The organism is Pseudomonas sp. R28(2017) (assembly GCF_002112505.1).
Classification (GTDB): domain Bacteria; phylum Pseudomonadota; class Gammaproteobacteria; order Pseudomonadales; family Pseudomonadaceae; genus Aquipseudomonas.
In genome coordinates, this window is record NZ_NEHW01000017.1 from 26614 (window position 1) to 48691 (window position 22078).

General features: G+C 64.9%; 20 protein-coding genes. 9 read left to right on the forward strand and 11 right to left on the reverse strand.

Annotation, left to right across the window (positions count from 1 at the left end; genetic code table 11):
* Nucleotides 1-13: 13 nt before the first annotated feature.
* Both CAF78_RS24035 and CAF78_RS24040 read right to left on the reverse strand, forming a co-directional pair.
* Entirely contained in the window at nt 14-2263 is a 2250-nt protein-coding gene (locus CAF78_RS24035; protein WP_085678776.1) for a xanthine dehydrogenase family protein molybdopterin-binding subunit, read from the reverse strand.
* Complete coding sequence (locus tag CAF78_RS24040; RefSeq protein ID WP_085678779.1) at nt 2263-2718, reverse strand: (2Fe-2S)-binding protein; 456 nt, start codon at nt 2716-2718, stop codon at nt 2263-2265. Before CAF78_RS24040 ends, CAF78_RS24035 begins: the two co-directional genes overlap by 1 nt.
* 416 nt (nt 2719-3134) lie before the next feature.
* Here CAF78_RS24040 and CAF78_RS24045 point away from each other — a divergent pair, with 416 nt between their 5' ends.
* Together CAF78_RS24045 and CAF78_RS24050 are read left to right on the forward strand one after the other, a co-directional pair.
* On the forward strand, nt 3135-5321 hold the full coding sequence (locus CAF78_RS24045) for an OsmC domain/YcaO domain-containing protein (RefSeq protein WP_085678782.1): 2187 nt from the start codon (nt 3135-3137) through the stop codon (nt 5319-5321).
* Between the two features lie 190 nt (nt 5322-5511).
* Nucleotides 5512-6324, forward strand: coding sequence for a class I SAM-dependent methyltransferase (locus tag CAF78_RS24050; protein ID WP_085678785.1), 813 nt, complete (start codon nt 5512-5514; stop codon nt 6322-6324).
* Between the two features lie 91 nt (nt 6325-6415).
* Here CAF78_RS24050 and CAF78_RS24055 read toward each other — a convergent pair whose 3' ends face one another.
* Complete coding sequence (locus tag CAF78_RS24055) at nt 6416-6715, reverse strand: hypothetical protein (protein WP_085678788.1); 300 nt, start codon at nt 6713-6715, stop codon at nt 6416-6418.
* A gap of 171 nt (nt 6716-6886) precedes the next feature.
* On the opposite strand from CAF78_RS24055, the gene CAF78_RS24060 reads away from it, so the two are divergent.
* From CAF78_RS24060 to CAF78_RS24075, 4 genes are all read left to right on the forward strand, one after another.
* Nucleotides 6887-7315 carry a DUF2231 domain-containing protein gene (locus CAF78_RS24060; protein ID WP_085678791.1) on the forward strand — a complete coding sequence of 143 codons (429 nt, stop codon included), beginning with the start codon at nt 6887-6889 and terminating at the stop codon, nt 7313-7315.
* Nucleotides 7312-8601: a sorbosone dehydrogenase family protein gene (locus CAF78_RS24065; RefSeq protein WP_085678794.1), complete on the forward strand. Its 1290-nt coding sequence runs from the start codon at nt 7312-7314 to the stop codon at nt 8599-8601. The genes CAF78_RS24060 and CAF78_RS24065 overlap by 4 nt, the downstream gene beginning before the upstream one ends.
* 126 nt (nt 8602-8727) lie before the next feature.
* Nucleotides 8728-9306, forward strand: coding sequence for a hypothetical protein (locus CAF78_RS24070; protein ID WP_085678797.1), 579 nt, complete (start codon nt 8728-8730; stop codon nt 9304-9306).
* A gap of 195 nt (nt 9307-9501) precedes the next feature.
* Nucleotides 9502-10008 carry a DMT family transporter gene (locus CAF78_RS24075; RefSeq protein WP_085678800.1) on the forward strand — a complete coding sequence of 169 codons (507 nt, stop codon included), beginning with the start codon at nt 9502-9504 and terminating at the stop codon, nt 10006-10008.
* On the opposite strand, the gene CAF78_RS24080 is transcribed toward CAF78_RS24075, so the two are convergent.
* Entirely contained in the window at nt 10009-10917 is a 909-nt protein-coding gene (locus CAF78_RS24080; RefSeq protein WP_085678803.1) for a LysR family transcriptional regulator, read from the reverse strand.
* 217 nt (nt 10918-11134) lie between these two features.
* Between CAF78_RS24080 and CAF78_RS24085 the strand changes: the two genes are divergently transcribed.
* Together CAF78_RS24085 and CAF78_RS24090 are read left to right on the forward strand one after the other, a co-directional pair.
* Nucleotides 11135-12349, forward strand: a complete 1215-nt coding sequence (locus CAF78_RS24085) for a YeeE/YedE family protein (protein WP_085678806.1) — start codon at nt 11135-11137, stop codon at nt 12347-12349.
* A gap of 32 nt (nt 12350-12381) precedes the next feature.
* A complete protein-coding gene (locus CAF78_RS24090; protein ID WP_085678809.1) occupies nt 12382-12852 on the forward strand; it encodes an OsmC family protein in 471 nt (156 codons plus the stop codon).
* Nucleotides 12853-12904: 52 nt separating this feature from the next.
* Here CAF78_RS24090 and CAF78_RS24095 read toward each other — a convergent pair whose 3' ends face one another.
* The 3 genes from CAF78_RS24095 to CAF78_RS24105 all read right to left on the reverse strand — a co-directional run bounded on the left by CAF78_RS24095 (nt 12905) and on the right by CAF78_RS24105 (nt 14824).
* Nucleotides 12905-13234: a hypothetical protein gene (locus CAF78_RS24095; RefSeq protein WP_085678812.1), complete on the reverse strand. Its 330-nt coding sequence runs from the start codon at nt 13232-13234 to the stop codon at nt 12905-12907.
* Between the two features lie 74 nt (nt 13235-13308).
* On the reverse strand, nt 13309-13959 hold the full coding sequence (locus CAF78_RS24100) for a DUF998 domain-containing protein (RefSeq protein ID WP_085678815.1): 651 nt from the start codon (nt 13957-13959) through the stop codon (nt 13309-13311).
* A gap of 127 nt (nt 13960-14086) precedes the next feature.
* Nucleotides 14087-14824: a GntR family transcriptional regulator gene (locus CAF78_RS24105; RefSeq protein ID WP_085678818.1), complete on the reverse strand. Its 738-nt coding sequence runs from the start codon at nt 14822-14824 to the stop codon at nt 14087-14089.
* A 152-nt stretch (nt 14825-14976) separates the two neighbouring features.
* Between CAF78_RS24105 and CAF78_RS24110 the strand changes: the two genes are divergently transcribed.
* The gene (locus CAF78_RS24110) at nt 14977-15726 is read left to right on the forward strand and encodes a FadR/GntR family transcriptional regulator (RefSeq protein WP_085678821.1); all 750 of its coding nucleotides are present in this window, start codon (nt 14977-14979) and stop codon (nt 15724-15726) included.
* A 168-nt stretch (nt 15727-15894) separates the two neighbouring features.
* Here the strand turns inward: CAF78_RS24110 and CAF78_RS24115 are convergent, their stop codons facing one another.
* The 4 genes from CAF78_RS24115 to kdgD all read right to left on the reverse strand — a co-directional run bounded on the left by CAF78_RS24115 (nt 15895) and on the right by kdgD (nt 21653).
* On the reverse strand, nt 15895-17475 hold the full coding sequence (locus tag CAF78_RS24115; RefSeq protein WP_085678824.1) for an aldehyde dehydrogenase (NADP(+)): 1581 nt from the start codon (nt 17473-17475) through the stop codon (nt 15895-15897).
* A gap of 165 nt (nt 17476-17640) precedes the next feature.
* Nucleotides 17641-19194 (reverse strand): galactarate dehydratase, encoded by a 1554-nt coding sequence (garD, locus tag CAF78_RS24125; RefSeq protein ID WP_085678828.1) that lies wholly within the window; start codon nt 19192-19194, stop codon nt 17641-17643.
* Between the two features lie 79 nt (nt 19195-19273).
* Nucleotides 19274-20638: an MFS transporter gene (locus CAF78_RS24130; RefSeq protein ID WP_085678830.1), complete on the reverse strand. Its 1365-nt coding sequence runs from the start codon at nt 20636-20638 to the stop codon at nt 19274-19276.
* Between the two features lie 103 nt (nt 20639-20741).
* On the reverse strand, nt 20742-21653 hold the full coding sequence (gene kdgD, locus CAF78_RS24135) for a 5-dehydro-4-deoxyglucarate dehydratase (protein WP_085678833.1): 912 nt from the start codon (nt 21651-21653) through the stop codon (nt 20742-20744).
* Between the last annotated feature and the right edge of the window lie 425 nt (nt 21654-22078).

The window sequence follows — 22078 nt, forward strand, 5'->3', positions numbered from 1 at the left end:
AGTCCTTGTCCGGTCAGCTGAAGGTGTGGCGGCTCAGGGGCAGGCTACGCACCCGCTGGCCGGTGAGCTGCGCCACGGCATTGGCCACGGCAGGCGCCACCGCCGGCAACGGCGGCTCGCCGATACCGCCCATCTTCGCGCCGCTCTCGACGATGCGCACATGCACCCGGGCCATGCGCGAGGGCGGCAGGATCGGGTACAGGTCGTAGTTGCGCGCTCGCGGCTTGCCGTCGATGAACACCGCTTCTTCCACCAGCGTCTGCGACAGGCCCAGGGCCACGGCACCGTTGACCTGGTGCTCGATGATCGCCGGGTTGACGATGCTGCCGGGGTCGATCGCCTGCCAGATGTCATGCACCTTGACCTGGCCGTTTTCGATCGACACCTCGGCGATTGCCGCAGCCTCGGAGCCAAACGGCGAAGCCATGGCGATGCCCCGGGCGCGCTTGCTGCCGTCTTCTGCCGTGAACGGCCCACGCTTCCAGCCACCGGACAACTCGGCCACCGCGTGCAGCAGGTTGGTCAGGCGCTGATTGTCGCGCAGCAGGTGCAGGCGCAGTTCGTAAGGGTCCTTGCCGCCCTTGTCGGCCAGCTCGTCAAGGAACGACTCGTAGAAGAAGTCGTTCAGCGAGTTGCCCACCGAACGCCAGTAGCCAAGCATGGCCGGGCCTTTGACGTAGATCTGGGCGATGCGTTTGTTGGCAATGGCGTAAGACTTGCCCGACAGCCCTTCGAGGGCTGTTGGGTCGATCTTGTCGCCTTGCTTGCCGGCGAGGGCTTCGGTCGGGCCCTCGGTGGCGCTTACGGCTTCGATGGCCACCGGCAGCCCGTCGGCATCCAGCCCGGCGCGGAACTTGACCACGGCAACCGGGCGCAGCACGTCGCGCAGGAATTCCTCCTCACGGCTCCAGATCAGCTTGACCGGGCGGCCCACCGCCTTGGCCAGGGCGATGGCTTGCGGGTATGGATTGGCCGAGTCATACAGGAAGTGGCGGCCGAAGAAGCCCCCGAGCAGCGGCGAGTGCAAGGTGATCTGCGCGGCATCCAGGCCGGTGCGTTTGGCGATGTCGTCGCGGAACATGTCCGGCGCCTGGTTGGGCAGCCACACCTCCAAGGTGCCGTCCGGGTTGAAGCGGGCGAGGGCAGACGGCGGCTCCAGCTGGGCATGGTTGAGGTACTGGTTGTGGTAGCTGGCCTCGACCTGGGTCTTGGCACCGGCCAGGGCGCTGGCAACATCGCCCTCGTTTTCCTCGTCGCGGGCCGGCCCTTCAACGCTGGCCAGGTGCTCGCGCCAGCCGTCGCTGGAAAAATCCGCCGGCATCGGCCGCACCTTGCTGTCGGCGCCCGGCTCTTTCCAGTCCACCTGGATCGCCTCGACCGCGCGCTTGGCGTGCCACCAGCGTTCGGCGACCACGGCCACCGCGCCCGGCAACTGATGCACCGAATGCACGCCCTTCATGGCCTTGACCTGCTCTTCGTTGCGCAGGCTGCCCACGGTCATGCCCAGGCGTGGCGCGTGCTGCACGGCGGCGTGGAGCATGCCGTCGACCTTGATGTCGATGCAGTACTGGGCCTTGCCGGTGGATTTGTCGTAGGCGTCCAGGCGCCGTACCGGCTTGCCGATCCAGCGGAACTGGCTGGGGTCGCGCAGCTTGACGCTGGCCGGGTCCGGCACCGGCAGGTCCATGGCCCGTGAGGCCAGTTCGCCGTAGGCCAGTGAACGGCCCGAGGCGGCGTGAATGACTTTGCCCGGCTCGGTGGACAGCTCGCTGACCGGCACCTTCCATTGCTCGGCAGCCGCCTGCAGCAACATGGCCCGGGCCAGGGCGCCGAGACGGCGCATGGTCGGGTAGCTCATGCGCACCGACATGCTGCCTCCGGTAATGCGCATGCCGTTTTCCATCACCACATAGGCTTCACCGGGCGGCGCGCTGTCGACCAGGAAGTTGACCGGGTCGACATCCAGCTCTTCGCCAACGATCTGGGCCATGGCGGTGAAGGGGCCTTGGCCACCCTCCATGAACGGGCTGAGCAGGCGTACCTTGCCGTCCGGGCGGATTTCCAGGAACGCCGGCACCTGGGTGCCGCGCTCCGGGGTGGCTGCTGCGGCGGCCTGCACACGGGCCGAGCCCATCGGCAGGCCGAAGCCCAGCACCAGGGCGCCCACGGCGGTGCCGGCCAGGAAGCGCCGGCGCGACAGGTTGACGGTTTCGCCCAGCTGCAGCCTGAGCAGTTCTGCGGGGGTATGGACGGGGGTGTTCATCAGGCCTGCTCCCCTTGGGCCAGTGCATGCACGGCGGCATGGATGGCGTTGTAGGTGCCGCAGCGGCAGAGGTTGACCATCGCCGCGCTGATCTGCTCATCGCTGGGCTTGGGGCTGTGCTTGAGCAGCGCCGTGGCCGCCATCACCTGGCCGGACTGGCAATAGCCGCATTGCGCCACCTGGTGCTCGACCCAGGCCGCCACCACGCGCTTGCCCACCGCGTCGGCCTCGACCGCTTCGATGGTGGTCACCTCGCGCCCGACCACGCCGGCCACGGGGGTGACGCAGGCGCGCACCACGTTGCCGTCCACCAGCACCGAGCAGGCACCGCACTGGGCCAGGCCACAGCCATACTTGGTACCGGTCATGCCCAGGTCGTCACGCAGCACCCACAGCAGGGGTGTGTCGGCATCGGCGTCGACCTGGTAGGTCTGCTGGTTGATACGAAGTTCCATGGCTCACCTGCTGATCATCGGTTGATGGCGATTACGGTCTGCTGGGGAATACGTTGTTCCCCAATCCAGAAACGCTAGCACAGGGGTACGACCACTGGTCTGGTGGTGGGCGCAGGTTCAGAGGATCAGGCAAGCAATTCGTTGAAATGCGCAAGCGACTGCAATGGTCTTGCTCAACTTTCAAAAGTTGGCGCCCCCTTGTGAGAGCAACTGTCTTGCTCAATTTCTAGAATCTGGCGCGATCCCTGTGGGAGCGGGCTTGCCCGCGAACACGGGCGAAGCCCGTGCCATCCACCGCGGTGTCTTCTTCGCGGGTGAACCCGCTTCCACAGAGAAGCAAACAGGACTTCCGCGGCGAAAACCCGGATAATGCCGGCCAATTTCGTTTTGCACGCTTAAATCACGGTAATCCCCGCATGGAAATCAAGGTCAATTTTCTCGACAACCTTCGTCTTGAAGCCAAGTTCGACGACTTCACGGTGATCGCCGACCAACCGATCCGCTACAAGGGCGATGGTTCGGCCCCAGGCCCGTTCGACTATTTCCTGGCCTCGTCGGCCCTGTGCGCGGCGTACTTCGTCAAGCTGTACTGCCAGACCCGCGATATCCCCACCGAGAATATCCGCCTGTCGCAGAACAACATCGTCGACCCGGAGAACCGCTACAACCAGATCTTCAAGATCCAGGTCGAGCTGCCTGAGGACATTTCCGAGAAGGACCGCCAGGGCATCCTGCGTTCCATCGACCGATGCACCGTGAAAAAGGTGGTGCAGACCGGCCCCGAGTTCATCATCGAAGAAGTCGACAACCTCGACGCCGATGCCCAGGGCCTGCTGATGCCGGTGGCCGACACCACCACCTACATCCCCGGCAAGGACCTGCCGCTGGAGCAGACCATCGCCAACATGTCCGGCATCCTCGCCGGCCTTGGCATGAAGATCGAGATCGCCTCGTGGCGCAACATCGTGCCCAACGTCTGGTCGCTGCACGTGCGCGACGCGCAGTCGCCGATGTGCTTCACCAACGGCAAGGGCTCGACCAAGGAGGCCGCACTGGCGTCGGCGCTGGGTGAGTTCATCGAGCGGCTGAACTGCAACTTCTTCTACAACGACCAGTTCTGGGGCGAAGACATCGCCAACGCGCCGTTCGTGCACTACCCGAACGAGCAGTGGTTCAAGCCAGGCCCCAAGGACGCGCTGCCGGCAGAAATCCTCGACGAATACTGCCTGCAGATCTACAACGCGGACGGCGAGCTGCGCGGTTCGCACCTGTACGACACCAACTCCGGCAACACCGAGCGCGGCATCTGCTCGCTGCCGTTCGTGCGCCAGTCCGACCAGCAGGTGGTGTACTTCCCGTCCAACCTGATCGAAAACCTGTTCCTCAGCAACGGCATGAGCGCCGGCAACACCCTGGCCGAAGCCCAGGTGCAGTGCCTGTCGGAAATCTTCGAGCGCGCGGTCAAGCGCGAAATCCTCGAGGGCGAACTGGCCCTGCCGGATGTCCCGCAGGACGTGCTGGCCAAGTACCCGGGCATCCTCGCCGGCATCCAGGGCCTGGAAGAGCAGGGCTTCCCGGTGCTGGTCAAGGACGCCTCGCTGGGCGGTGAGTTCCCGGTGATGTGCGTGACCTTGATGAACCCGCGCACCGGCGGCGTGTTCGCCTCGTTCGGCGCCCACCCAAGCTTTGAAGTGGCGCTGGAGCGCAGCCTCACCGAACTGCTGCAAGGCCGCAGCTTCGAGGGCCTCAACGACCTGCCGCAGCCGACCTTCGAAAGCCATGCGCTGACCGAGCCGAACAACTTCGTCGAGCACTTCATCGACTCCAGCGGTGTGGTGTCGTGGCGCTTCTTCAGTGCCAAGGCCGATTTCGAGTTCGTCGAGTGGGACTTCTCCGGCCATGGCGAAGACTCCAACATTCAGGAAGCCGCGACACTGTTCGGCATTCTGGAAGACTTTGGCAAAGAGGTGTACATGGCCGTGTACGACAACCTCGGCGCCACAGCCTGCCGTATCCTGGTGCCGGGTTATTCGGAGATCTACCCGGTCGAGGACCTGATCTGGGACAACACCAACCGCGCCCTGGGTTTCCGTGCCGACATCCTCAACCTGCATAGCCTCGACGACCGCGCCCTGCGCGCGCTGCGCCGGCGCCTGGACAACTGCGAGGTGGATGACTACACCACCATCACCACCTTGATTGGCGTCGAGTTCGACGAGAACACGGTGTGGGGCCAACTGACCATTCTTGAGCTGAAGCTGCTGATCTGCCTGGCGCTCAAGCGCTTCGAGGATGCCAAGGAGCTGGTCGAGGCGTTCCTGCAGTTCAACGACAACACGGTGGAGCGTGGCCTGTTCTACCAGGCGCTGAACGTGGTGCTGGAAGTGCAGCTGGACGACGAGCTGGAGATGGCCGACTACGAGGCCAACTTCCGCCGCATGTTCGGCAACCCGCGAATGGACGCGGTGCTGGGTTCGGTGGACGGTAGCGTGCGTTTCCATGGGCTGACCCCGACCAGCATGAAGCTTGAAGGGCTGGACCGCCACCTGCGCCTGATCGAGAGCTACAAGAAGCTGCATGCGGCGCGGGCCAAGTTCGCCTGACACATCGTTGGGGCTGCAAAGCAGCCCCAATAACCGAAAGTTCATGCCCTAATCGCCAATTGGTATTGCTTCGCGCTTGCCGCTCCCCCTCATCAGCGCTTAGCTGAATCCCGCTCAAAGCTATCCCATTCCATGGCGCGTAGACCGCCAGAAGGACCTCGGCCGCGCGCACAACAAGAAGGCGCAGACCATGAGCACTCCTCTGGATACCAATGCACTGAAGGCCCGCCAGCAAGCGGCATGGGCCAGCGGCGACTACGCGGTGATCGGCACCACCTTGCAACTGGTGGGTGAACGCCTGGCCGAAGCCTGCGACTTGCGCTGGGACGAGCAAGTGCTGGATGTCGCCGCCGGCAACGGCAACGCCACCCTGGCCGCCGCCCGGCGCGGCTGTCGGGTCACCTCCACCGACTATGTGGCCGAACTGCTCAAGCGCGGTGAAGAGCGCGCCCGCGCGGAACACTTCCAAGTCGATTTCGAAGTGGCCGATGCCGAGGCGCTGCCCTACAAGGACGGTATCTTCGACGTCGTGCTGTCTACCTTTGGCGTGATGTTCGCCCCTGATCAGCCCCAGGCCGCACGGGAACTGGCCCGCGTCTGTCGCCCGGGCGGGCGCATCGGCCTGGCCAACTGGACGCCGCAGGGGTTCATCGGGCAGATGTTCAAGACCCTCGGCCGGCATGCGCCACCGCCTCCCGGCGCCTTGCCACCGTCGCGCTGGGGTGATGAAGCGCAGTTGCGCGAGCTGTTTGCCGGCAAGATCGGCGCGATGGATGTCAGCCGCCAGCAGTTCAACTTCCGCTATCGCTCGGCGGCGCATTTCATCGAGGTGTTCCGCACCTGGTACGGCCCGGTGCACAAGGCGTTCGCGGCGTTGTCGGCAGAGGCGGCGCAAGCCCTGGAGGCTGACCTGACGGCACTGCTGAACGAGAACAATCAGGCAGGGGCATCGTCTCTGGTAGTGCCCAGCGAGTACCTGGAAGTGGTGATCATCCGTTACTGAGGGGCGCGGCGCTTGAGGCTGCATGGCGGGCGTCCCCGCACCTCCATGCAAGACAGGGTGGAATACCTTTCGCTCTGCCGATCAGTAAGCGTCAGTTCTTGCACTTGGCCAGTACCACCTGGCAGGTGTCTGGGGTACCACCGGAGCGGCCGGCATAGCGGATGCAATTGTTCAGCGACTTCTGCTTGGCAATGCCCAAGGTGTTGCCCCAGGCCAGGCCGCCTTCGCCGGTGCTTGGCAGCGCCTTGGCGTAACAGTTGGAGCCCGGCGCCGCGGCGTAGTAGCGCGCCTTGCTGTTTTTGCTCGAGCAGCCGGCATTGAGCACCAGGCTGATGGCCAGAAAGGCATGCGCGGTCCAGTACGCATAAGGTCGTGTGCGGTTGGTTTTCATGGTATCCCTCGTAGCGACGCGCAAAGTCTTTCAGGATATTTCTATCAAGCCAAGCGGTGAACTATCCGAACGTCAAGGTGATCCCTACTTGAGCGCACCCTGCGCATGCCTGACGGAACAGGCCCCGCGCCCGTCTGTCAGCCCCGGGTCACCGACTGATAAGGAGGCGCCGTGAGCGCTACAGAGCAAACCCTCTACCGATGCACGCCCAGCCCGCTGCACGCGATCCTGCTGGCCGGCACGGTCCCGCTGTTTCTCGGCGCACTGCTGAGCGACATTGCCTACTTCAAGAGCTACCAGATCCAGTGGAGCAACTTCGCCGCCTGGCTGATTGCCGGTGGCTTGCTGTTCTGCGGCCTGGCGCTGTTGTTCGCCCTGGCCAACCTGATCCGCGCACCGCGCAAGGGCGGGCGGCCGACCCTGTACTTCCTGCTGTTGCTGGTGACCTGGGTGCTGGGGCTGATCAATGCCTTCGAACATGCCAAGGACGCCTGGGCGGTGATGCCGGCGGGCCTGGTGCTGTCGGTGGTGGTCAGCGTGCTGGCCTGCGTGGCCGCATGGCTGGGCATGAGCAACCTGCGTTCGGGAGGTGAGGCATGAAACCATTGCATGGATGGTCGTTGTTGAGCGTGGCGCTGCTGCTGGCCGCGTGTGGCGGTGAGGGCGAGCCGACCCAGGCTCTGGGCCCTGACCCGAAACTGCCGGCCCCCGAGCGTGGGCTGTTGCCGAGCATGAAGATCGCCCAACCGGCGCAGTGGGGCGAGCAGAAGCCCACCGTACCCGAGGGCTACAGCATCACGGCGATTGCCACCGACCTGAAGATTCCACGCCAGAGCCTGGTGCTGCCCAATGGCGATATCCTGGTCGCCGAAGGGCGTGGCGGCAGTGCCGCCAAGCTCAAGCCCAAGGACGTGATCGCCAGCCAGATCAAGGCCAAGGGCAACACCCAGGTCAAGGGCGGCAACCGCTTGACCTTGCTGCGTGATGCCGATGGCGATGGCACTTATGAGGTGCAGACGGTGTTCGCCGAAGGCCTCAACGCGCCCTACGGCCTGGCCTTTGCCGACGGCAAGCTGTACGTGGCCAACCAGGATGCGCTGGTGCGTTTCGATTACCAGGACGGCCAGACCCAGGCGGGTGGCCCGCCGACCAAGGTCACCGACCTGCCGGCCGAGATCAACCACCACTGGACCAAGGCGCTGACCATCAGCCCGGATGGCCGCTACCTGTACGTGGGCATCGGCTCGAACAGCAACATCACCGAGCGCGGCATGGAGGTCGAGATCGACCGCGCCATAGTCTGGCAGATCGATGCCGTGACTGGCGCGCACAGGCCTTACGCCACCGGCTTGCGCAACCCGACGGCACTGACCATTCAACCGGACACCGGGCAGCTGTGGACGGTGGTCAACGAGCGCGATGAATTGGGGCCGGACCTGGTGCCGGACTACCTCACCTCGGTGCGTGAGGGCGGGTTCTATGGCTGGCCCTACAGCTACTGGGGGCAGAACGTCGATGAGCGGGTCAAGCCGCAGAACCCGGACAAGGTGGCCGCCGCGCTCAAGCCGGATTACAGCCTGGGTTCCCACGTTGCCGCGCTGGGTGTGGACTTCTCCACTTCAGCCATGGGCGAGCGCTTTGCCGATGGGGTGTTCGTGGGCGAGCACGGTAGCTGGAACCGTCCGAACCCGGTGGGCTACAAGGTGATCTTCGTGCCGTTCAAGGAAGGCAAGCCGGCCGGGGAACCGATCGACTTTGCCACCGGGTTCCGCGGGGAAGACGGCAAGACCCGAGGCCGGCCGGTGGGGGTGACGGTCGACCCGCGTGGCGCGTTGATCATTGCCGATGACCTGGCCAACACAGTGTGGCGAGTGACGCGTAACTGATCGTCGCAGCAACCAGGAAGCACGCCGGCGTGGCGATTGCCTGCAGAGTGGCGGGCAATGGCTATGCTTGTTTGCGCGTAAACCTTTCACGCACACACCCGGTCTTGATCACATGGAAGCAGGCCTATGAATCCTATAAGCACCCTCGCTCGAGCTGCTGCCCTTGCCACCTTGATGTCCGCTGCCACCTTCACGGTGCAGGCTGCCGAGATTCCGATTGGCAGCCAGGCACTGGAAAGCCATGTCAAAACCCAGGTCACGGCCATCGACCTGGCCAACCGCCAAGTCACGGTCAAAGGGCCGAACGACAAGGATGTAACGCTGCAACTGACGGAAAAGGCCAAGGCGTTGCCCAATCTGAAGGTCGGTGACAACGTCGATATCTATGTCACCCGGGCCATCGCCTATGTGCTCAACAGCGACGTGGGCGGCGCGCCGAAGGCCACTGAAGAATCCGGGGAAATCCGCGCCACCAAGGACAACCCCAACCCGGGCGGTGAAGCGTTCCGCCAGGTCCGGGTGACCTCGCAGATCAAGAAGATCGACCTGAAGAATCATGAAGTCACCCTGTTGCCGCCGGAAGGCAAAGTGCAGGTGGTCAAGGTCGAGAACCCTGACCTGCAGAAACGCATGAAGAACCTCAAGGTCGGCCAGACCGTCGATGCGATCTACACCGAAGTGCTGCGGGTCGATACCTGGCGTTGATATTGGCTAGCTGGCCTGTTCGCGCCTGCAGCCGTTCCCACAAATCCCTGTGGGAGCGGCCTTGGCCGCGAAAGGGCCGGAACAGGCCATTCATCAGCATGCATGTAACGAATACTCTGCGTGCACCTTTTCAATTTCCATAGTCACCATCGATTCACCGATCATGGGCTCATCCTGTCACAGATGAGTGCCTCCATGATCTACAAGACCCTTCTGCTTGCATGCCTTCCCGTGGCGATGGCCCTGGTTGCGGGTTTCGTATTGCCTTACCAGGCCGCCAGCAACGCTGCCGTCGGCCGTGCCCTGGGGCACTGGCTGTGGGGTGCTTTCACCTCATTGACGGTCAGTTCGGTGGTGGTGATCGCGGCGTTGCTGATCCTGCGGGTGCCCATGCCCGACCTGGGCAAGGCGCTGCAAGGCCCGTGGTGGCTGTGGATCGGCGGCGTGCTGGGCGCCCTCTACGTGGCAGGTGCCGCAGCATTGACACCGAAGCTGGGCACGGCGGGCTTTCTGGTGCTGGTGGTGGCAGGGCAGATCCTGACGTCGGTGGTCGTCGATCACTTCGGGCTGATGGGCGTGGCCAGCAAGCCGGTGAACCTGGCCAGGGTTGCCGGCGTGCTGTTGATCCTGGGCGGCGTGTTGCTGGTCCAGGGCGGCTGGACCTCGACCCCGTCATCCGGCCAGGCCGTGGTCGAGCGTTGATCATTGCCCCGGTTGGCTGCACGCCCAGACCGCTTCACGCAGCCAGCGATGGCCGGGGTCGCTGCCCTTGCGCGCATGCCAGGCCTGTTGATAGGCGAGGGCGGGGATCGCCAACGGCGGGGTGAACGGGCGCAGTGACGGGTGCTGGCCCATCGGGCCAACCGCACGCCTGGCCACGGTGAGGATCAGGTCGGTGCCCGCGAGCACCTCGACGGCAGCGCTCCAGTGCGGCAACGCCAACGCGATATGCCGGCGCAAGCCTTGTGCGGCCAAGGCGCGCTCGATCTCGTCATGGGCATCGGGGTGCATGGCCATGAGCACATGCGGGCGCGTCAGCCAGTCCTCCAGGCTGAGCCCGCCCTTGGCGGGCAGCACCTGCCGATCGGCGACGCTGATGAAGCTGTCTTCGAACAAGGTCTGGGCGGTGATGTCGGCGGGCAATTCCGGGAAGATGCCCAGGGCCAGGTCGAGTTCGCCATCGAGCAACTGCGCGAGCATGGTTTCGCGGCTGGCCTGGCTGATGGCCAGGTCGACGCCGGGGGCGACGTGGCGCAGGTGGCGCACCAGCGGCGGCAGGATGATGCGCGAGGAATAGTCGGACAGCGACAACCTGAAGCGGCGCTGGGCGTGGGCAGGGTCGAACTGGGGCGCGGCCAGCAAGCCGTTGAGGCTGCCGAGGGCGTCTTGCAGCGGTTTGGCCAGGGATTGGGCGCGGGCGGTCAGGGCCATCTGGCCGTGTTGGCGGATCAGCAACGGGTCGTCGAAGTGTGCACGTAGCTGCGCCAGGGCATGACTGACGGCGGGTTGGCTGCGGTGCAGACGCAGCGCGGCGCGGGTCACGTGCTTTTCGCTGAGCAGCGCATGCAGGGTGAGCAGCAGGTTGAGGTCGATCTTGCGCAGTTCATCCATGGAACGAATGCTTCGCTTGGCTTTGGCAGGTGATTATCAGCCTAACAGATGTGCCTGCCCCTTCGCGGGTGAACCCGCTCCCACAGGATTACCTTTTCCTCAAGGTCTTTGGGGTACCTGTGGGAGCGGGCGTGCCCGCGAAGAGGCCGGTTCAGGCAACACATCCCAGCTTTGGGGGTATACTCGCCCCCCGTTTCACTGTAATCCGAGTATTCCGATGGGTCTTTCCGCAACCGCCACACCCAAACCGCGCCGCCTCGGCGCACCCTTGATCGCCCTGGCCCTGCTGCTGGCCGGCGCCTGGTTCCTCAACCTCAACGCCGGCTTCAAGCAGGTGCTGCTGCTGATGGTCGGTGCTGCCCTGGGCCTGACGCTCTATCACGCCGCTTTCGGCTTCACCTCGGCCTGGCGGGTGTTCATCACCGAACGCCGTGGCGCCGGCCTGCGTGCGCAGATGGTCATGCTGACCCTGGCCGTGCTGCTGTTCTTCCCGGCGCTGTCGGCCGGTAGCCTGTTCGGCAACCCGGTCACTGGCCTGGTCGCGCCGGCGGGCGTGTCGGTGGTGTTCGGTGCGTTCATCTTCGGCATCGGCATGCAACTGGGCGGTGGCTGCGCCTCGGGCACACTGTTCACCGTGGGCGGTGGTAATGCGCGAATGCTGGTGACCCTGCTTTTCTTCATCATCGGCTCGGTCAGCGCCACCCACCATGCCGACTGGTGGTTCGCGCTGCCCTCGTTCCCGGCCACCTCGATCGTCCAGGCCTGGGGCGTGGCGCCAGCGCTGCTGGTCAGCGTTGCCGTGTTCGCGCTGATCGCCTGGGCCACGGTAGTGCTGGAAAAGCGTCGCCATGGTGGCCTGCAAGCCCCTGTGAGCAGCGAGCACCAGGGCCTGCGCCGCTTCCTGCGTGGCCCGTGGCCGCTGCTGTGGGGGGCGATTGCCCTGGCCTTGCTCAACTACGCCACGCTGGCCCTGGCCGGCCGCCCGTGGGGCATCACCTCGGCGTTCGCCCTGTGGGGCGCGAAAACCCTGTCCAGCTTTGGTGTCGACGTCGGCAGCTGGGTGTTCTGGCAGGCCCCGGCCAATGCCAAGGCACTGGCTGCGCCGCTGTGGCAGGACATCACCACGGTGATGGACATCGGCATCGTGCTCGGTGCGCTGTTGGCGGCAGGCCTGGCGGGCCGCTTCGCGCCCAGCCTGAAGATTCCGCTGCCATCGCTGATTGCCGCGGTGATCGGCGGCCTGCTGCTGGGCTATGGTTCGCGCCTGGCGTATGGCTGCAATATCGGCGCCTACTTCAGTGGCATCGCTTCGGGTAGCGTGCACGGCTGGCTGTGGCTGATCGCGGCCTACGCCGGCAACCTGGTCGGTGTGCGCCTGCGCCCGCTGTTCTTTGCAGGCGAACGCCGCCCGGTGGCGCTCAGCGGCTGCTGATATCACCCGATCAATTGAACAAGGAGGTTCGCATGGCGCAATACACCGCCCACGTGGCCTGGGCACGTGAAGGCCAGGATTTTCTCGGCAACCAGTACAGCCGCCGGCACCTGTGGCGCTTCGACGGTGGCATCGAAGTGCCGGGGTCGTCGTCGCCCCATGTGGTGCCACTGCCGATGTCCGATGCCTCGGCAGTAGATCCTGAGGAGGCCTTCATCGCCGCGCTGTCCAGCTGCCACATGCTGTGGTTCCTGTCGCTGGCGGCCAAGCAGCGCTTTTGCGTCGAGCACTATGCCGACGATGCCGTGGGCCTCATGGCGCGCAATGATGAGGGGCGCATGGCAATGACGGTGGTCACCCTGCGCCCGCGAGTCGAGTTTTCCGGGGAGCGCCAGCCCACCCCGGATCAGCTCGAGCGCCTGCACCACCTCGCTCATGAAGAGTGCTTCATCGCCAATTCGGTGAAGACCGAGGTGCGCTGCGAGCCGGTCTATCTCAGCTGAACTCTTAAATAAATCAGATTAAGTATGTTTGATAACTTATTGATTTAATTGATTATCGCCTCGCGAGCGAGTGTTGAACACACTGCTCATAGTAAGTCTGCTTGATCGCCGATGGCTTGAGCCGTGAACGGCTGTTGTAGGTCTGTTCGGTAATGCCCATGGCGGTCATGCGCATCCAGGGTTTGGCGAACCGGCGCACCTGCAGCTTCTTGCGGGTGGCGTACAGGGTAACGCCGGAAAGCTTGGCCTGCTGCGCTTCGGCGGCGATCTGCGAGCCCCATCCACAGGTTTGGCGGTCATTCTGGCTCAGCGCCTTGGCCTGGGCGCCGAAGGCGACAGTGGCCAGCAGGCAGCCAGCCATCGTTGCTAGAATTTTTCGCATGTTGCTGTCCTAAGCATCTGAAGATGAAAGGAGTTTGCCTTCGCTTCAGATGCCTGGGGGCCAGTATTTTCGAATCAGGTAGTGGCGATGCGCAAGCGATTTGCCAGTGCCGGGCGCAGGCTGCTCAGCGCCAGGCCGGCGATCCATACCACCGACACGCCATAGTTCAGCCGTTGGTACAGCCCAAACATCTGGCCGCTCTGGGCGGCCTGGGCCATGAATACAACGGTGGTCACCGCAGCAACCCCGCACACCAGCGAAAACCAGCCCAAGGCCCTTGAGCCGGCGAGGCGCTTGCCAAGCCGGACCCATAGCGCACTGGCCACGGTCAATGAGATGAACATCAGCAGGCCGCAGAAGTTGTGCAGTTGCTGCGAACTGGACGGCTCGGCAGGTGCGCAGCCCTGGTCGCACGGAAACAGGCCAGTACCCAGACTGCCCAGGCCATGCAGCAGGACCAGGGCCGCGCTGAGCAGCGCCAGTCTCGAGGCGCGCCAGCGACGGGCAAGGCCCCAGGCAAACAAGGCGAACAGCAGGGCGAGGGGGAAGTTGTTGGCCAGGGGCGACCAGTGCTGGGTCGGGGAACCTTGGGCGCCGAGCTGGCTCATGGCCTGTTGCAGGTGGTCATAACCGGGGTAGGCCCGGGCGGTGAGCCAGACGCCGATCAGCAGCCAGAACGGGATGAGCAGGCCGCAGGTGAGCAGGGCACGGTCAAGCGGTTTCATGCGGGGCTTCCTTCCATGGAAAGCGCATACAGTACTTCAATGATGTACAGCCTGTCCCGGCCTCAACGCGGGTAAGCCCGCTCCTGCAGGTGTTGCGCAGGCTTCAGCGTCGGTGGTGACACAACGTTCAGGCCGGTGCCTTGTCGCGGCGCATCTGGGTCACCAGGGTGAACCGATCATCCGGGTGAACCGTCTCGGAAACCGCCATCAGGTCGCCGTTTTCCTCGCGGAAATGGCGGATGATCTTCAGCCCTGGAGCGCCTGCCTCGGCCTTCAGTTCACGCGCCATCTCTGCCGTCAGCAACACGGCCCGCACCTGCTGGTCGACGACTGCGATCGTTCGGCCATAGTGCTGTTCGATCAAGCCTGCGATCAACTGGTCGGGGTGTTCGTGGGCCAGATCGATGACCGCCGCGTAGTCGCGTTGGGCGTAGACATCGGTCCAGCACAGGGGCGCGGCATTGTGCTGGCGATCGACGCGGATGCTCGATACGCAGAAGTAATGCTCCTCCGGCACCAGCCCCAGGCGCGCCGCTTCGCTCAGGTCGGCAACGAAGTGGCGCACGTGCTGGATCTCCCGTTGCTGGGTTTCCGCCAGGTGCGCCAGGTCGGCCACTGTCGCCAGCGACTGCGAGTAGCCACTGCGCGGGCTGCTGGCCTCGACCCGGGTACCGACCCGCTTGCGGCGTGACACCAGCCCCTGGCTGAGCAGCTGGTTGATCGCCGCCCGCACCGTGTGCCGGCTCACCTCATACAGGTCGCACAGCTCGAATTCAGTCGGCAGCAGGCTGCCCACCGGGTAACGACCGCTGGCGATGCCTGCCATCAAGTCCTTGGCCACCACGGTGTATCGGGTTTCGTTCATGTTTTCGCTCAGTCCCGTCATATGCACCGGTTGATAGTGTACTGGGGCGCGCCCGCGGTGCAGCGCTTTGATGAAATACCCCGTCGGGTGTATGTGATCGTACAACTGCTTGCGCTATCATGACGGCTGTCTTTCAAGGTGAAATACAGGGCATGACAGAGCAGCAGGTACAGGCAAGGACCCGGCGCAAGCCGCGAAGTCTGGCTCAGGAACTGGTCACGGTGCTGACCGAGCGCATTCGCAGCGGCCAGCTCAAGCGCGGCGACAAGCTGCCGACCGAGTCGCAGATCATGGCCGAGGAGGGCGTCAGCCGCACCGTGGTGCGTGAGGCGATCTCCCGGCTGCAGGCGGCCGGGCAGGTAGAGACGCGCCATGGCATCGGCACCTTCGTGCTGGATGCACCAGCCACCGGAGGCTTCCGTATCGACCCGGCGACCGTGGTCACCTTGCGCGAGGTGCTGGCGGTGCTGGAGCTGCGCATCGCCCTGGAAATCGAGTCGGCGGGCCTGGCGGCGCAACGGCGCAGCGACGAGGAGCTGGCCGGCATGCGCGCAGCGCTGGACGAACTCAACGAGGGGGCTGCGCATGCCACTGACGCGGTGTCGGCGGACTTCCAGTTCCACCTGCGTATCGCCCAGGCCAGCGGCAACCACTACTTCGCCGATATCATCAACCACCTGGGTACCAGCATCATTCCGCGGACCCGGTTGAATTCGGCGCGTTTGGCCCATGATGACCAGGCGCATTACATGAGCCGCCTGATGCACGAGCATGAGGCCATCTATGAAGCCATCGCCCGGCGCGACAGCGAAGGGGCGAAGATGGCCATGCGCATGCACCTGAGCAACAGCCGCGAGCGCCTGCGCCAGGCCCATGAAGAAGCCGAGGCGCAGGGGGCCTGAGCCTTCTATCGCCTGTTCCGGCCTCTTCGCGGGCAAGCCCGCTCCCACAGAGATATCACCAGGCCTTGGGCCAGCGCTGTACCTGTGGGAGCGGGCTTGCCCGCGAAAGGGCCGGTACAGGTAATAAAGAAAGCCCCGCAGATGCGGGGCTTTCTTGTTACTGGGCGATCAGACCGCGCCTTCGCTCCACTGCCCATTCACCAGGCGACGCAGCCCCAGTGGGTTGGCGTCGCGCAGCGCCTCCGGCAGCAGCGCCTGCGGGTAGTTCTGGTAGCACACCGGGCGCAGGAAGCGGTCGATGGCCAGGGTGCCGACCGAGGTACCACGGGCATCGGAGGTGGCTGGGTACGGCCCGCCGTGAACCATCGCGTCGCACACTTCCACACCGGTCGGGTAGCCGTTGACCAGGATGCGACCGACTTTCTCTTCCAGCAGCGGCACCAGCCAGGCGTAGGCTTCGAAGTCCTCAGGCTCGCCGATCAGCGTCGCGGTCAGCTGGCCGCGCAAGCCGAGCAGGGCGGCGCGCAGTTGGTCGTTGTCCTTGACCTCGACCGCCACGGTGGTCGGGCCGAACACTTCTTCCTGCAGCAGCGGGTCGGCTTCCACCAGCAGGCGGGCATCGGCCTTGAACAGCTGGGCGCGGGCCTGGGCACCTTCCTGAGCCTGGCCGGCCAGGTGCTCGATACCGGCGTGGGCGTGCAGGTGCTCCAGGCCACCGACGTAGCTGCGCAGGCCACCGGCGTTGAGCATGGTCTGCCCGGCCTGCTGGTCCAGGTGCTGGCCGAGGTCGGCGAGCAATTGGCTGTACTGTGCCGATTGCACGCCGATCACCAGGCCCGGGTTGGTGCAGAACTGCCCGGCACCCATGCACACCGAGCCGGCCAGCTCGCGGGCGATGGCCTCGCCACGCTTGGCCAAGGCGCCTGGCAGGATGATCACCGGGTTGATGCTGGACATCTCGGCAAACACCGGGATCGGTTGCGGGCGCTCGGCGGCCATGCGGCACAGGGCGTCGCCGCCCTTGAGCGAACCGGTGAAGCCGACGGCCTGGATGGCCGGGTGCTTGACCAGCGGCTCGCCGACGCCAGCGCCGAACACCATGTTGAACACGCCCTTGGGCATGCCGGTGCGCTCGGCGGCGCGCTGGATGGCGCAGCCGACCAGGTCGGCGGTGGCCATGTGGCCGCTGTGCGCCTTGAACACCACCGGGCAACCGGCAGCCAGGGCTGCGGCGGTGTCACCACCGGCGGTGGAGAAGGCCAGGGGGAAGTTGCTGGCACCGAACACGGCGACCGGGCCGACGCCGATGCGCATCTGGCGCAGGTCGACCCGCGGCAGCGGTTGGCGCTCGGGCAGGGCCAGGTCGATGCGCGCACCGAGGAAGTCGCCACGGCGCAGTACCTGGGCGAACAGGCGCATCTGGCCACTGGTGCGGCCACGCTCGCCCTGGATACGAGCGGCAGGCAAGGCGGTTTCGCGGCAGACGATGGCGACGAAGGCGTCATCCAGTTCGTCCAGTTCGGCGGCGATGGCGTCGAGGAACTCGGCGCGGCGGGCCGGTTTGAGGTTGCGGAATTCGACGAAGGCAGCGGCGGCAGCCTTGGCTGCCTGGTCCACTTCGGCTTCGGTGGCCTGGGCGAAGCTGTACGGCAGGGCCTCACCGGTGGTGGCGTCCAGGCTCTGCAGGCGTTGCGAACCAGCGGCGCTGCGCTGGCCGGCGATGAAGTTGTGGCCGAGGATCTCAGGCATGGGGTGCTCCTGTAGATAGGTGAAGGAAAAACCGTGATTGGCGGACTTGCTTGCCCCTGTGGGAGCGGGCATGCCCGCGAACACCGGCGAAGCCGGTGCCATGCACCGCGTGGGCTGCTTCGCGGGCACGCCCGCTCCCACAGGGAAAGCGAGCAAGCGCGGGCATCAGGTAATCGGTGCCGGATTGAACAGGGTGATGTCGTTGTGCAGGCGGTGCTGTTCGGCCCAGGTCTGCTTGCGGCCGCTGGCCACGTCCAGGTAGTAGTGGAACAGCTCCCAGCCCAGTTCCTCGATGGTCGCGCGGCCACTGGCGATGCGCCCGGCGTCGATGTCGATCAGGTCGGGCCAGCGCTGGGCCAGCTCGGTACGGGTGCAGACCTTGACCACCGGGGCCATGGCCAGACCATACGGCGTGCCACGGCCAGTAGTGAACACGTGCAGGTTCATGCCGGCGGCCAGTTGCAGGGTGCCGCAGACGAAGTCGCTGGCCGGGGTGGCGCAGAAGATCAGGCCCTTGCGGTTGACCCGCTCGCCCGGGCCGAGCACGCCCTGGATGGCGCCGCTGCCGGACTTGACGATCGAACCGAGGGACTTCTCGACGATGTTCGACAGGCCGCCTTTCTTGTTGCCTGGCGTGGTGTTGGCGCTGCGGTCCGCCGCGCCTTGCTGCAGGTAACGGTCGTACCAGTCCATCTCGCGCACCAGGGCATCGGCGACTTCCTGGTTCTCGGCGCGCGAGGTGAGCATGTAGATGGCATCGCGCACTTCGGTCACTTCCGAGAACAGCACGGTGGCGCCAGCACGCACCAGCAGGTCGGCAGCGTAGCCCAGCGCCGGGTTGGCGGTGATGCCGGAGAAGGCGTCACTGCCGCCGCACTGCATGCCGAGGATCAGCTCGCTGGCCGGCACGGTCTGGCGGCGGCGCTGGTCGAGCTTCTTCAGGCGGGTTTCGGCCAGACCCATGATCTGCTCGATCATTTCGGCAAAACCGAGGCTGGCGTCCTGCAGGCGATACAGCCAAGGCTCGCTGAGGTCCACCGACGGGTCGTTGTCATGCATCACCTGGCCGGCCTGGAGCTTTTCGCAACCCAGGCTGATCACCAGCGCCTCGCCGCCGAGGTTGGGGTTGCGCGCCAGGTTGCGCACGGTGCGGATCGGGATGTAGGCGTCGCGGGCGTTGATGGCCACGCCGCAGCCGTAGCTGTGGGTGAGGGCGACCACGTCATCGACGTTGGGGTATTTGGGCAGCAGTTCGCTGCGGATGCGCTTGACCGCGTGTTCCAGCACGCCGGTCACGCATTGCACGGTGGTGGTGATGCCAAGGATGTTGCGGGTACCGACGGTGCCGTCGGCGTTGCGGTAGCCTTCGAAGGTGAAGCCGTCCAGCGGGGGCAGGGCATCCGGTACCGCGTCGCAGCGCGGCAGGCTGTCCAGTTCCGGGGCGGCCGGCATGGCCAGCTGGCTTTCCTGCACCCAGCTGCCCTGGCGCAGGTCTTCCAGCGCATAACCGATGATCTGCCCGTAGCGGCGCACCGGCTCGCCCTTGGCGATCGGCACGGTGGCGACCTTGTGGCTCTGTGGCACGCCTTCGACCAGGGTCAGGCCATCGGCGAAGCGGGCGCCTTCGCCCAGGCCGCCGTCGTTGACCACTACCACGACGTTATCGTCATCGTGCAGGCGGACGTAGCGGGGCGAGTCGGAATGTTCGATCAACTGCATGTTTGGGCCCTACTTGTCAGGTTCTCAGGCTTTTTGTACATCCGCCCGCGGCGGCAACGGCCGGCGCGGGCGTGTTCACTCAGTGACGCGAGCTGGCCAGTTCGCCATTGGTGGCAGGCTCAGCCTGTGGCTTCGGGGCATCGTCGCGCAGCTCGATACGCTTGATCGGGCCAACGATCACCAGGTAGCTGAACACCGCCACCAGGGCGTTGGCCCCCACGTACACCAGGGCCCACTTGAACGAGCCAGTGGCGCTGATGATGTAGCCGATGACGATCGGCGTGGTGATCGAGGCGATGTTGCCGAAGGTGTTGAACAGGCCACCGGACAGCCCGGCGATCTGCTTGGGCGAGGTGTCGGCCACCACGGCCCAGCCCAGCGCGCCGATGCCTTTGCCGAAGAAGGCCAGGGTCATGAAGCCGACCACCATCCACTCGGCGTCGACATAGTTGCAGAAGACCATGGTGGTCGACAGCAACAGGCCGCAGACGATCGGCAGCTTGCGCGAGAAGGTCAGCGAGTTGCCGCGGCGCAGCAGCCAGTCCGAAATCACCCCGCCGAGCACGCCACCGATGAAGCCGCACACCGCCGGCAACGAGGCGATGAAGCCGGCCTTGAGGATGGTCATGCCCCGTTCCTGCACCAGGTACACCGGGAACCAGGTGAGGAAGAAGTAGGTGATGGCGTTGATGCAGTACTGGCCCAGGTACACGCCCAGCAGCATGCGGCTGGTCAGCAGTTGCTTGATGTAGCCCCATTTCGGGCCATCGTTGCCACGTTTCTGGTCCATGTCGACCAGGCCGCCGTTCTGCTCGATGTGCTCGAGTTCGTCCTGGCTGATGCGTGGGTGCTGGCGCGGGTTGTAGATGGTCTTGAGCCATACCATGCTGAACACGATGCCCAGTGCGCCCATGACCACGAACACATGCTCCCAGCCAAAGCTGAACACGATCCAGCCCATGATCGGCGCGAACAGTGCGGTGGCGAAGTACTGCGCCGAGTTGAATATCGCCGAGGCGGTGCCGCGTTCCTGGGTCGGGAACCAGGCCGCGACGATGCGGGCGTTGCCCGGGAACGACGGGGCTTCGGCAAAGCCGACGAGGAAGCGCAGGGTGAACAGGGTCACCACCGCCCAGGCCACCGGCAGGCCGCCGACAAAGCCCTGCAGGAGGGTGAACAGCGACCAGGTGAAGATGCTGAAGGCGTAGACATTCTTCGAGCCGAAGCGGTCCAGCAGCCAGCCACCGGGGATCTGCCCGGCCACGTAAGCCCATCCGAAGGCGGAGAAAATATAACCAAGGGTGACGGCGTCGATGCCGAGGTCTTTCTGCAGGCTGGAGCCTGCGATGGCGATGGTTGCTCGGTCTGCGTAGTTGATCGTGGTCACCAGGAACAGCATGAACAGGATCAGGTAGCGCACATGCGTCTTTTTAGTCGCTTGCATGCTGGTAATTCTCCCACTAGTTATTTTTGTGCGGGCTCACGAGTTGTAGCCGGAGTGGGGCGGGCCCACTCCGGATGCGGCAATGGCAGGCCGCGGGGTGCGTTTATTGCGGCCCCATCTTGTCCATCAGCGCGGCGAGCATTTCGTACTCTTCAGCGGTCAGGTCGGTCAGCGGGGTACGCACCGGGCCTGCGTCGTAACCGGCGATCTTGGCGCCGGCCTTGACGATGCTCACGGCGTAACCGGCCTTGCGGTTGCGGATGTCCAGGTACGGCAGGAAGAAATCGTCGATCAGCTTGCCCACGGTGGCGTGATCGTCACGGGCGATGGCGTGGTAGAAGTCCATCGCGGTCTTCGGAATGAAGTTGAACACCGCCGACGAGTAAACCGGTACACCCAGTGCCTTGTAGGCCGCAGCATACACCTCGGCGGTCGGCAGGCCACCCAGGTAGCTGAAACGGTCACCCAGGCGGCGACGGATCGACACCATCAGTTCGATGTCACCCAGGCCGTCCTTGTAGCCGATCAGGTTCGGGCAGCGCTCGGCCAGCTGTTCCAGCAGGTTGGCGTTCAGGCGGCAGACGTTGCGGTTGTACACCACCACACCGATGTCGACCGATTTGCACACGGCTTCGACGTGGGCGGCGACGCCGTCCTGGCTGGCTTCGGTGAGGTAGTGCGGCAGCAGCAGCAGGCCCTTGGCACCCAGGCGCTCGGCTTCTTGGGCGTACTCGATGGCCTGGCGGGTGGAGCCACCGACGCCGGCAAGGATTGGCACCGACTTGGCGCAGGTGTCGACCGCGGTCTTGATCACCTGGCTGTACTCGCTGGCGGCCAGGGAGAAGAACTCACCGGTGCCACCGGCGGCGAACAGGGCGCTGGCGCCGTACGGGGCGAGCCACTCCAGGCGCTTGATGTAGCCAGCCTGGTTGAAGTCGCCCTGGGCATTGAAGTCGGTGACCGGGAAAGACAGCAGGCCGTGGGAGAGGATGGATTTCAGTTCTTGTGGAGTCATTGTTGTAGGCATCCTGTGGCGCTTGGGTGAAGGGTGTTGTTCTGCGTTGGAGGTAAGTTATCGTACAACATGTACGATGACTAGTCCCCTTTGCAGAATTTTTTACCGGGCAGGCAGAGGGTGGCCGTAAGGACGGTGTCGGGTTTTTCGCGGGCAAGCCCGCTCCCACAGGTCGGGTGCAGGGCTAGAGGGGAGTGCAGGCCTTTGTGGGGGCGGGCTTGCCCGCGAAGAGGCCGGAGCGGAAAGCCAATGAGTTGAAGGACAACCTGAAGCTCAGGTTAATCGCAATCAGTCATCGTATCTCTTGAGGGGGAGAAAAAACGATCGCGGAGACAGGGACAAGCCCGCCGCCCGCTTCCACGGGAAGTGTTCTGGGACCAGCAGAGGGTGACCGGGGAAGCGGGGGCGGCCTTGCGCCGCCCCGC

Excerpts from the sequence above, each read along its gene's own strand:
- CAF78_RS24035 (WP_085678776.1), bottom strand. The coding sequence starts at position 2,263 with ATGAACACCCCCGTCCATACCCCCGCAGAACTGCTCAGGCTGCAGCTG.
- CAF78_RS24040 (WP_085678779.1), bottom strand. The coding sequence starts at position 2,718 with ATGGAACTTCGTATCAACCAGCAGACCTACCAGGTCGACGCCGATGCC.
- CAF78_RS24045 (WP_085678782.1), top strand. The coding sequence starts at position 3,135 with ATGGAAATCAAGGTCAATTTTCTCGACAACCTTCGTCTTGAAGCCAAG.
- CAF78_RS24050 (WP_085678785.1), top strand. The coding sequence starts at position 5,512 with ATGAGCACTCCTCTGGATACCAATGCACTGAAGGCCCGCCAGCAAGCG.
- CAF78_RS24055 (WP_085678788.1), bottom strand. The coding sequence starts at position 6,715 with ATGAAAACCAACCGCACACGACCTTATGCGTACTGGACCGCGCATGCC.
- CAF78_RS24065 (WP_085678794.1), top strand. The coding sequence starts at position 7,312 with ATGAAACCATTGCATGGATGGTCGTTGTTGAGCGTGGCGCTGCTGCTG.
- CAF78_RS24070 (WP_085678797.1), top strand. The coding sequence starts at position 8,728 with ATGAATCCTATAAGCACCCTCGCTCGAGCTGCTGCCCTTGCCACCTTG.
- CAF78_RS24075 (WP_085678800.1), top strand. The coding sequence starts at position 9,502 with ATGATCTACAAGACCCTTCTGCTTGCATGCCTTCCCGTGGCGATGGCC.
- CAF78_RS24080 (WP_085678803.1), bottom strand. The coding sequence starts at position 10,917 with ATGGATGAACTGCGCAAGATCGACCTCAACCTGCTGCTCACCCTGCAT.
- CAF78_RS24085 (WP_085678806.1), top strand. The coding sequence starts at position 11,135 with ATGGGTCTTTCCGCAACCGCCACACCCAAACCGCGCCGCCTCGGCGCA.
- CAF78_RS24090 (WP_085678809.1), top strand. The coding sequence starts at position 12,382 with ATGGCGCAATACACCGCCCACGTGGCCTGGGCACGTGAAGGCCAGGAT.
- CAF78_RS24095 (WP_085678812.1), bottom strand. The coding sequence starts at position 13,234 with ATGCGAAAAATTCTAGCAACGATGGCTGGCTGCCTGCTGGCCACTGTC.
- CAF78_RS24100 (WP_085678815.1), bottom strand. The coding sequence starts at position 13,959 with ATGAAACCGCTTGACCGTGCCCTGCTCACCTGCGGCCTGCTCATCCCG.
- CAF78_RS24105 (WP_085678818.1), bottom strand. The coding sequence starts at position 14,824 with ATGAACGAAACCCGATACACCGTGGTGGCCAAGGACTTGATGGCAGGC.
- CAF78_RS24110 (WP_085678821.1), top strand. The coding sequence starts at position 14,977 with ATGACAGAGCAGCAGGTACAGGCAAGGACCCGGCGCAAGCCGCGAAGT.
- CAF78_RS24115 (WP_085678824.1), bottom strand. The coding sequence starts at position 17,475 with ATGCCTGAGATCCTCGGCCACAACTTCATCGCCGGCCAGCGCAGCGCC.
- garD (WP_085678828.1), bottom strand. The coding sequence starts at position 19,194 with ATGCAGTTGATCGAACATTCCGACTCGCCCCGCTACGTCCGCCTGCAC.
- CAF78_RS24130 (WP_085678830.1), bottom strand. The coding sequence starts at position 20,638 with ATGCAAGCGACTAAAAAGACGCATGTGCGCTACCTGATCCTGTTCATG.
- kdgD (WP_085678833.1), bottom strand. The coding sequence starts at position 21,653 with ATGACTCCACAAGAACTGAAATCCATCCTCTCCCACGGCCTGCTGTCT.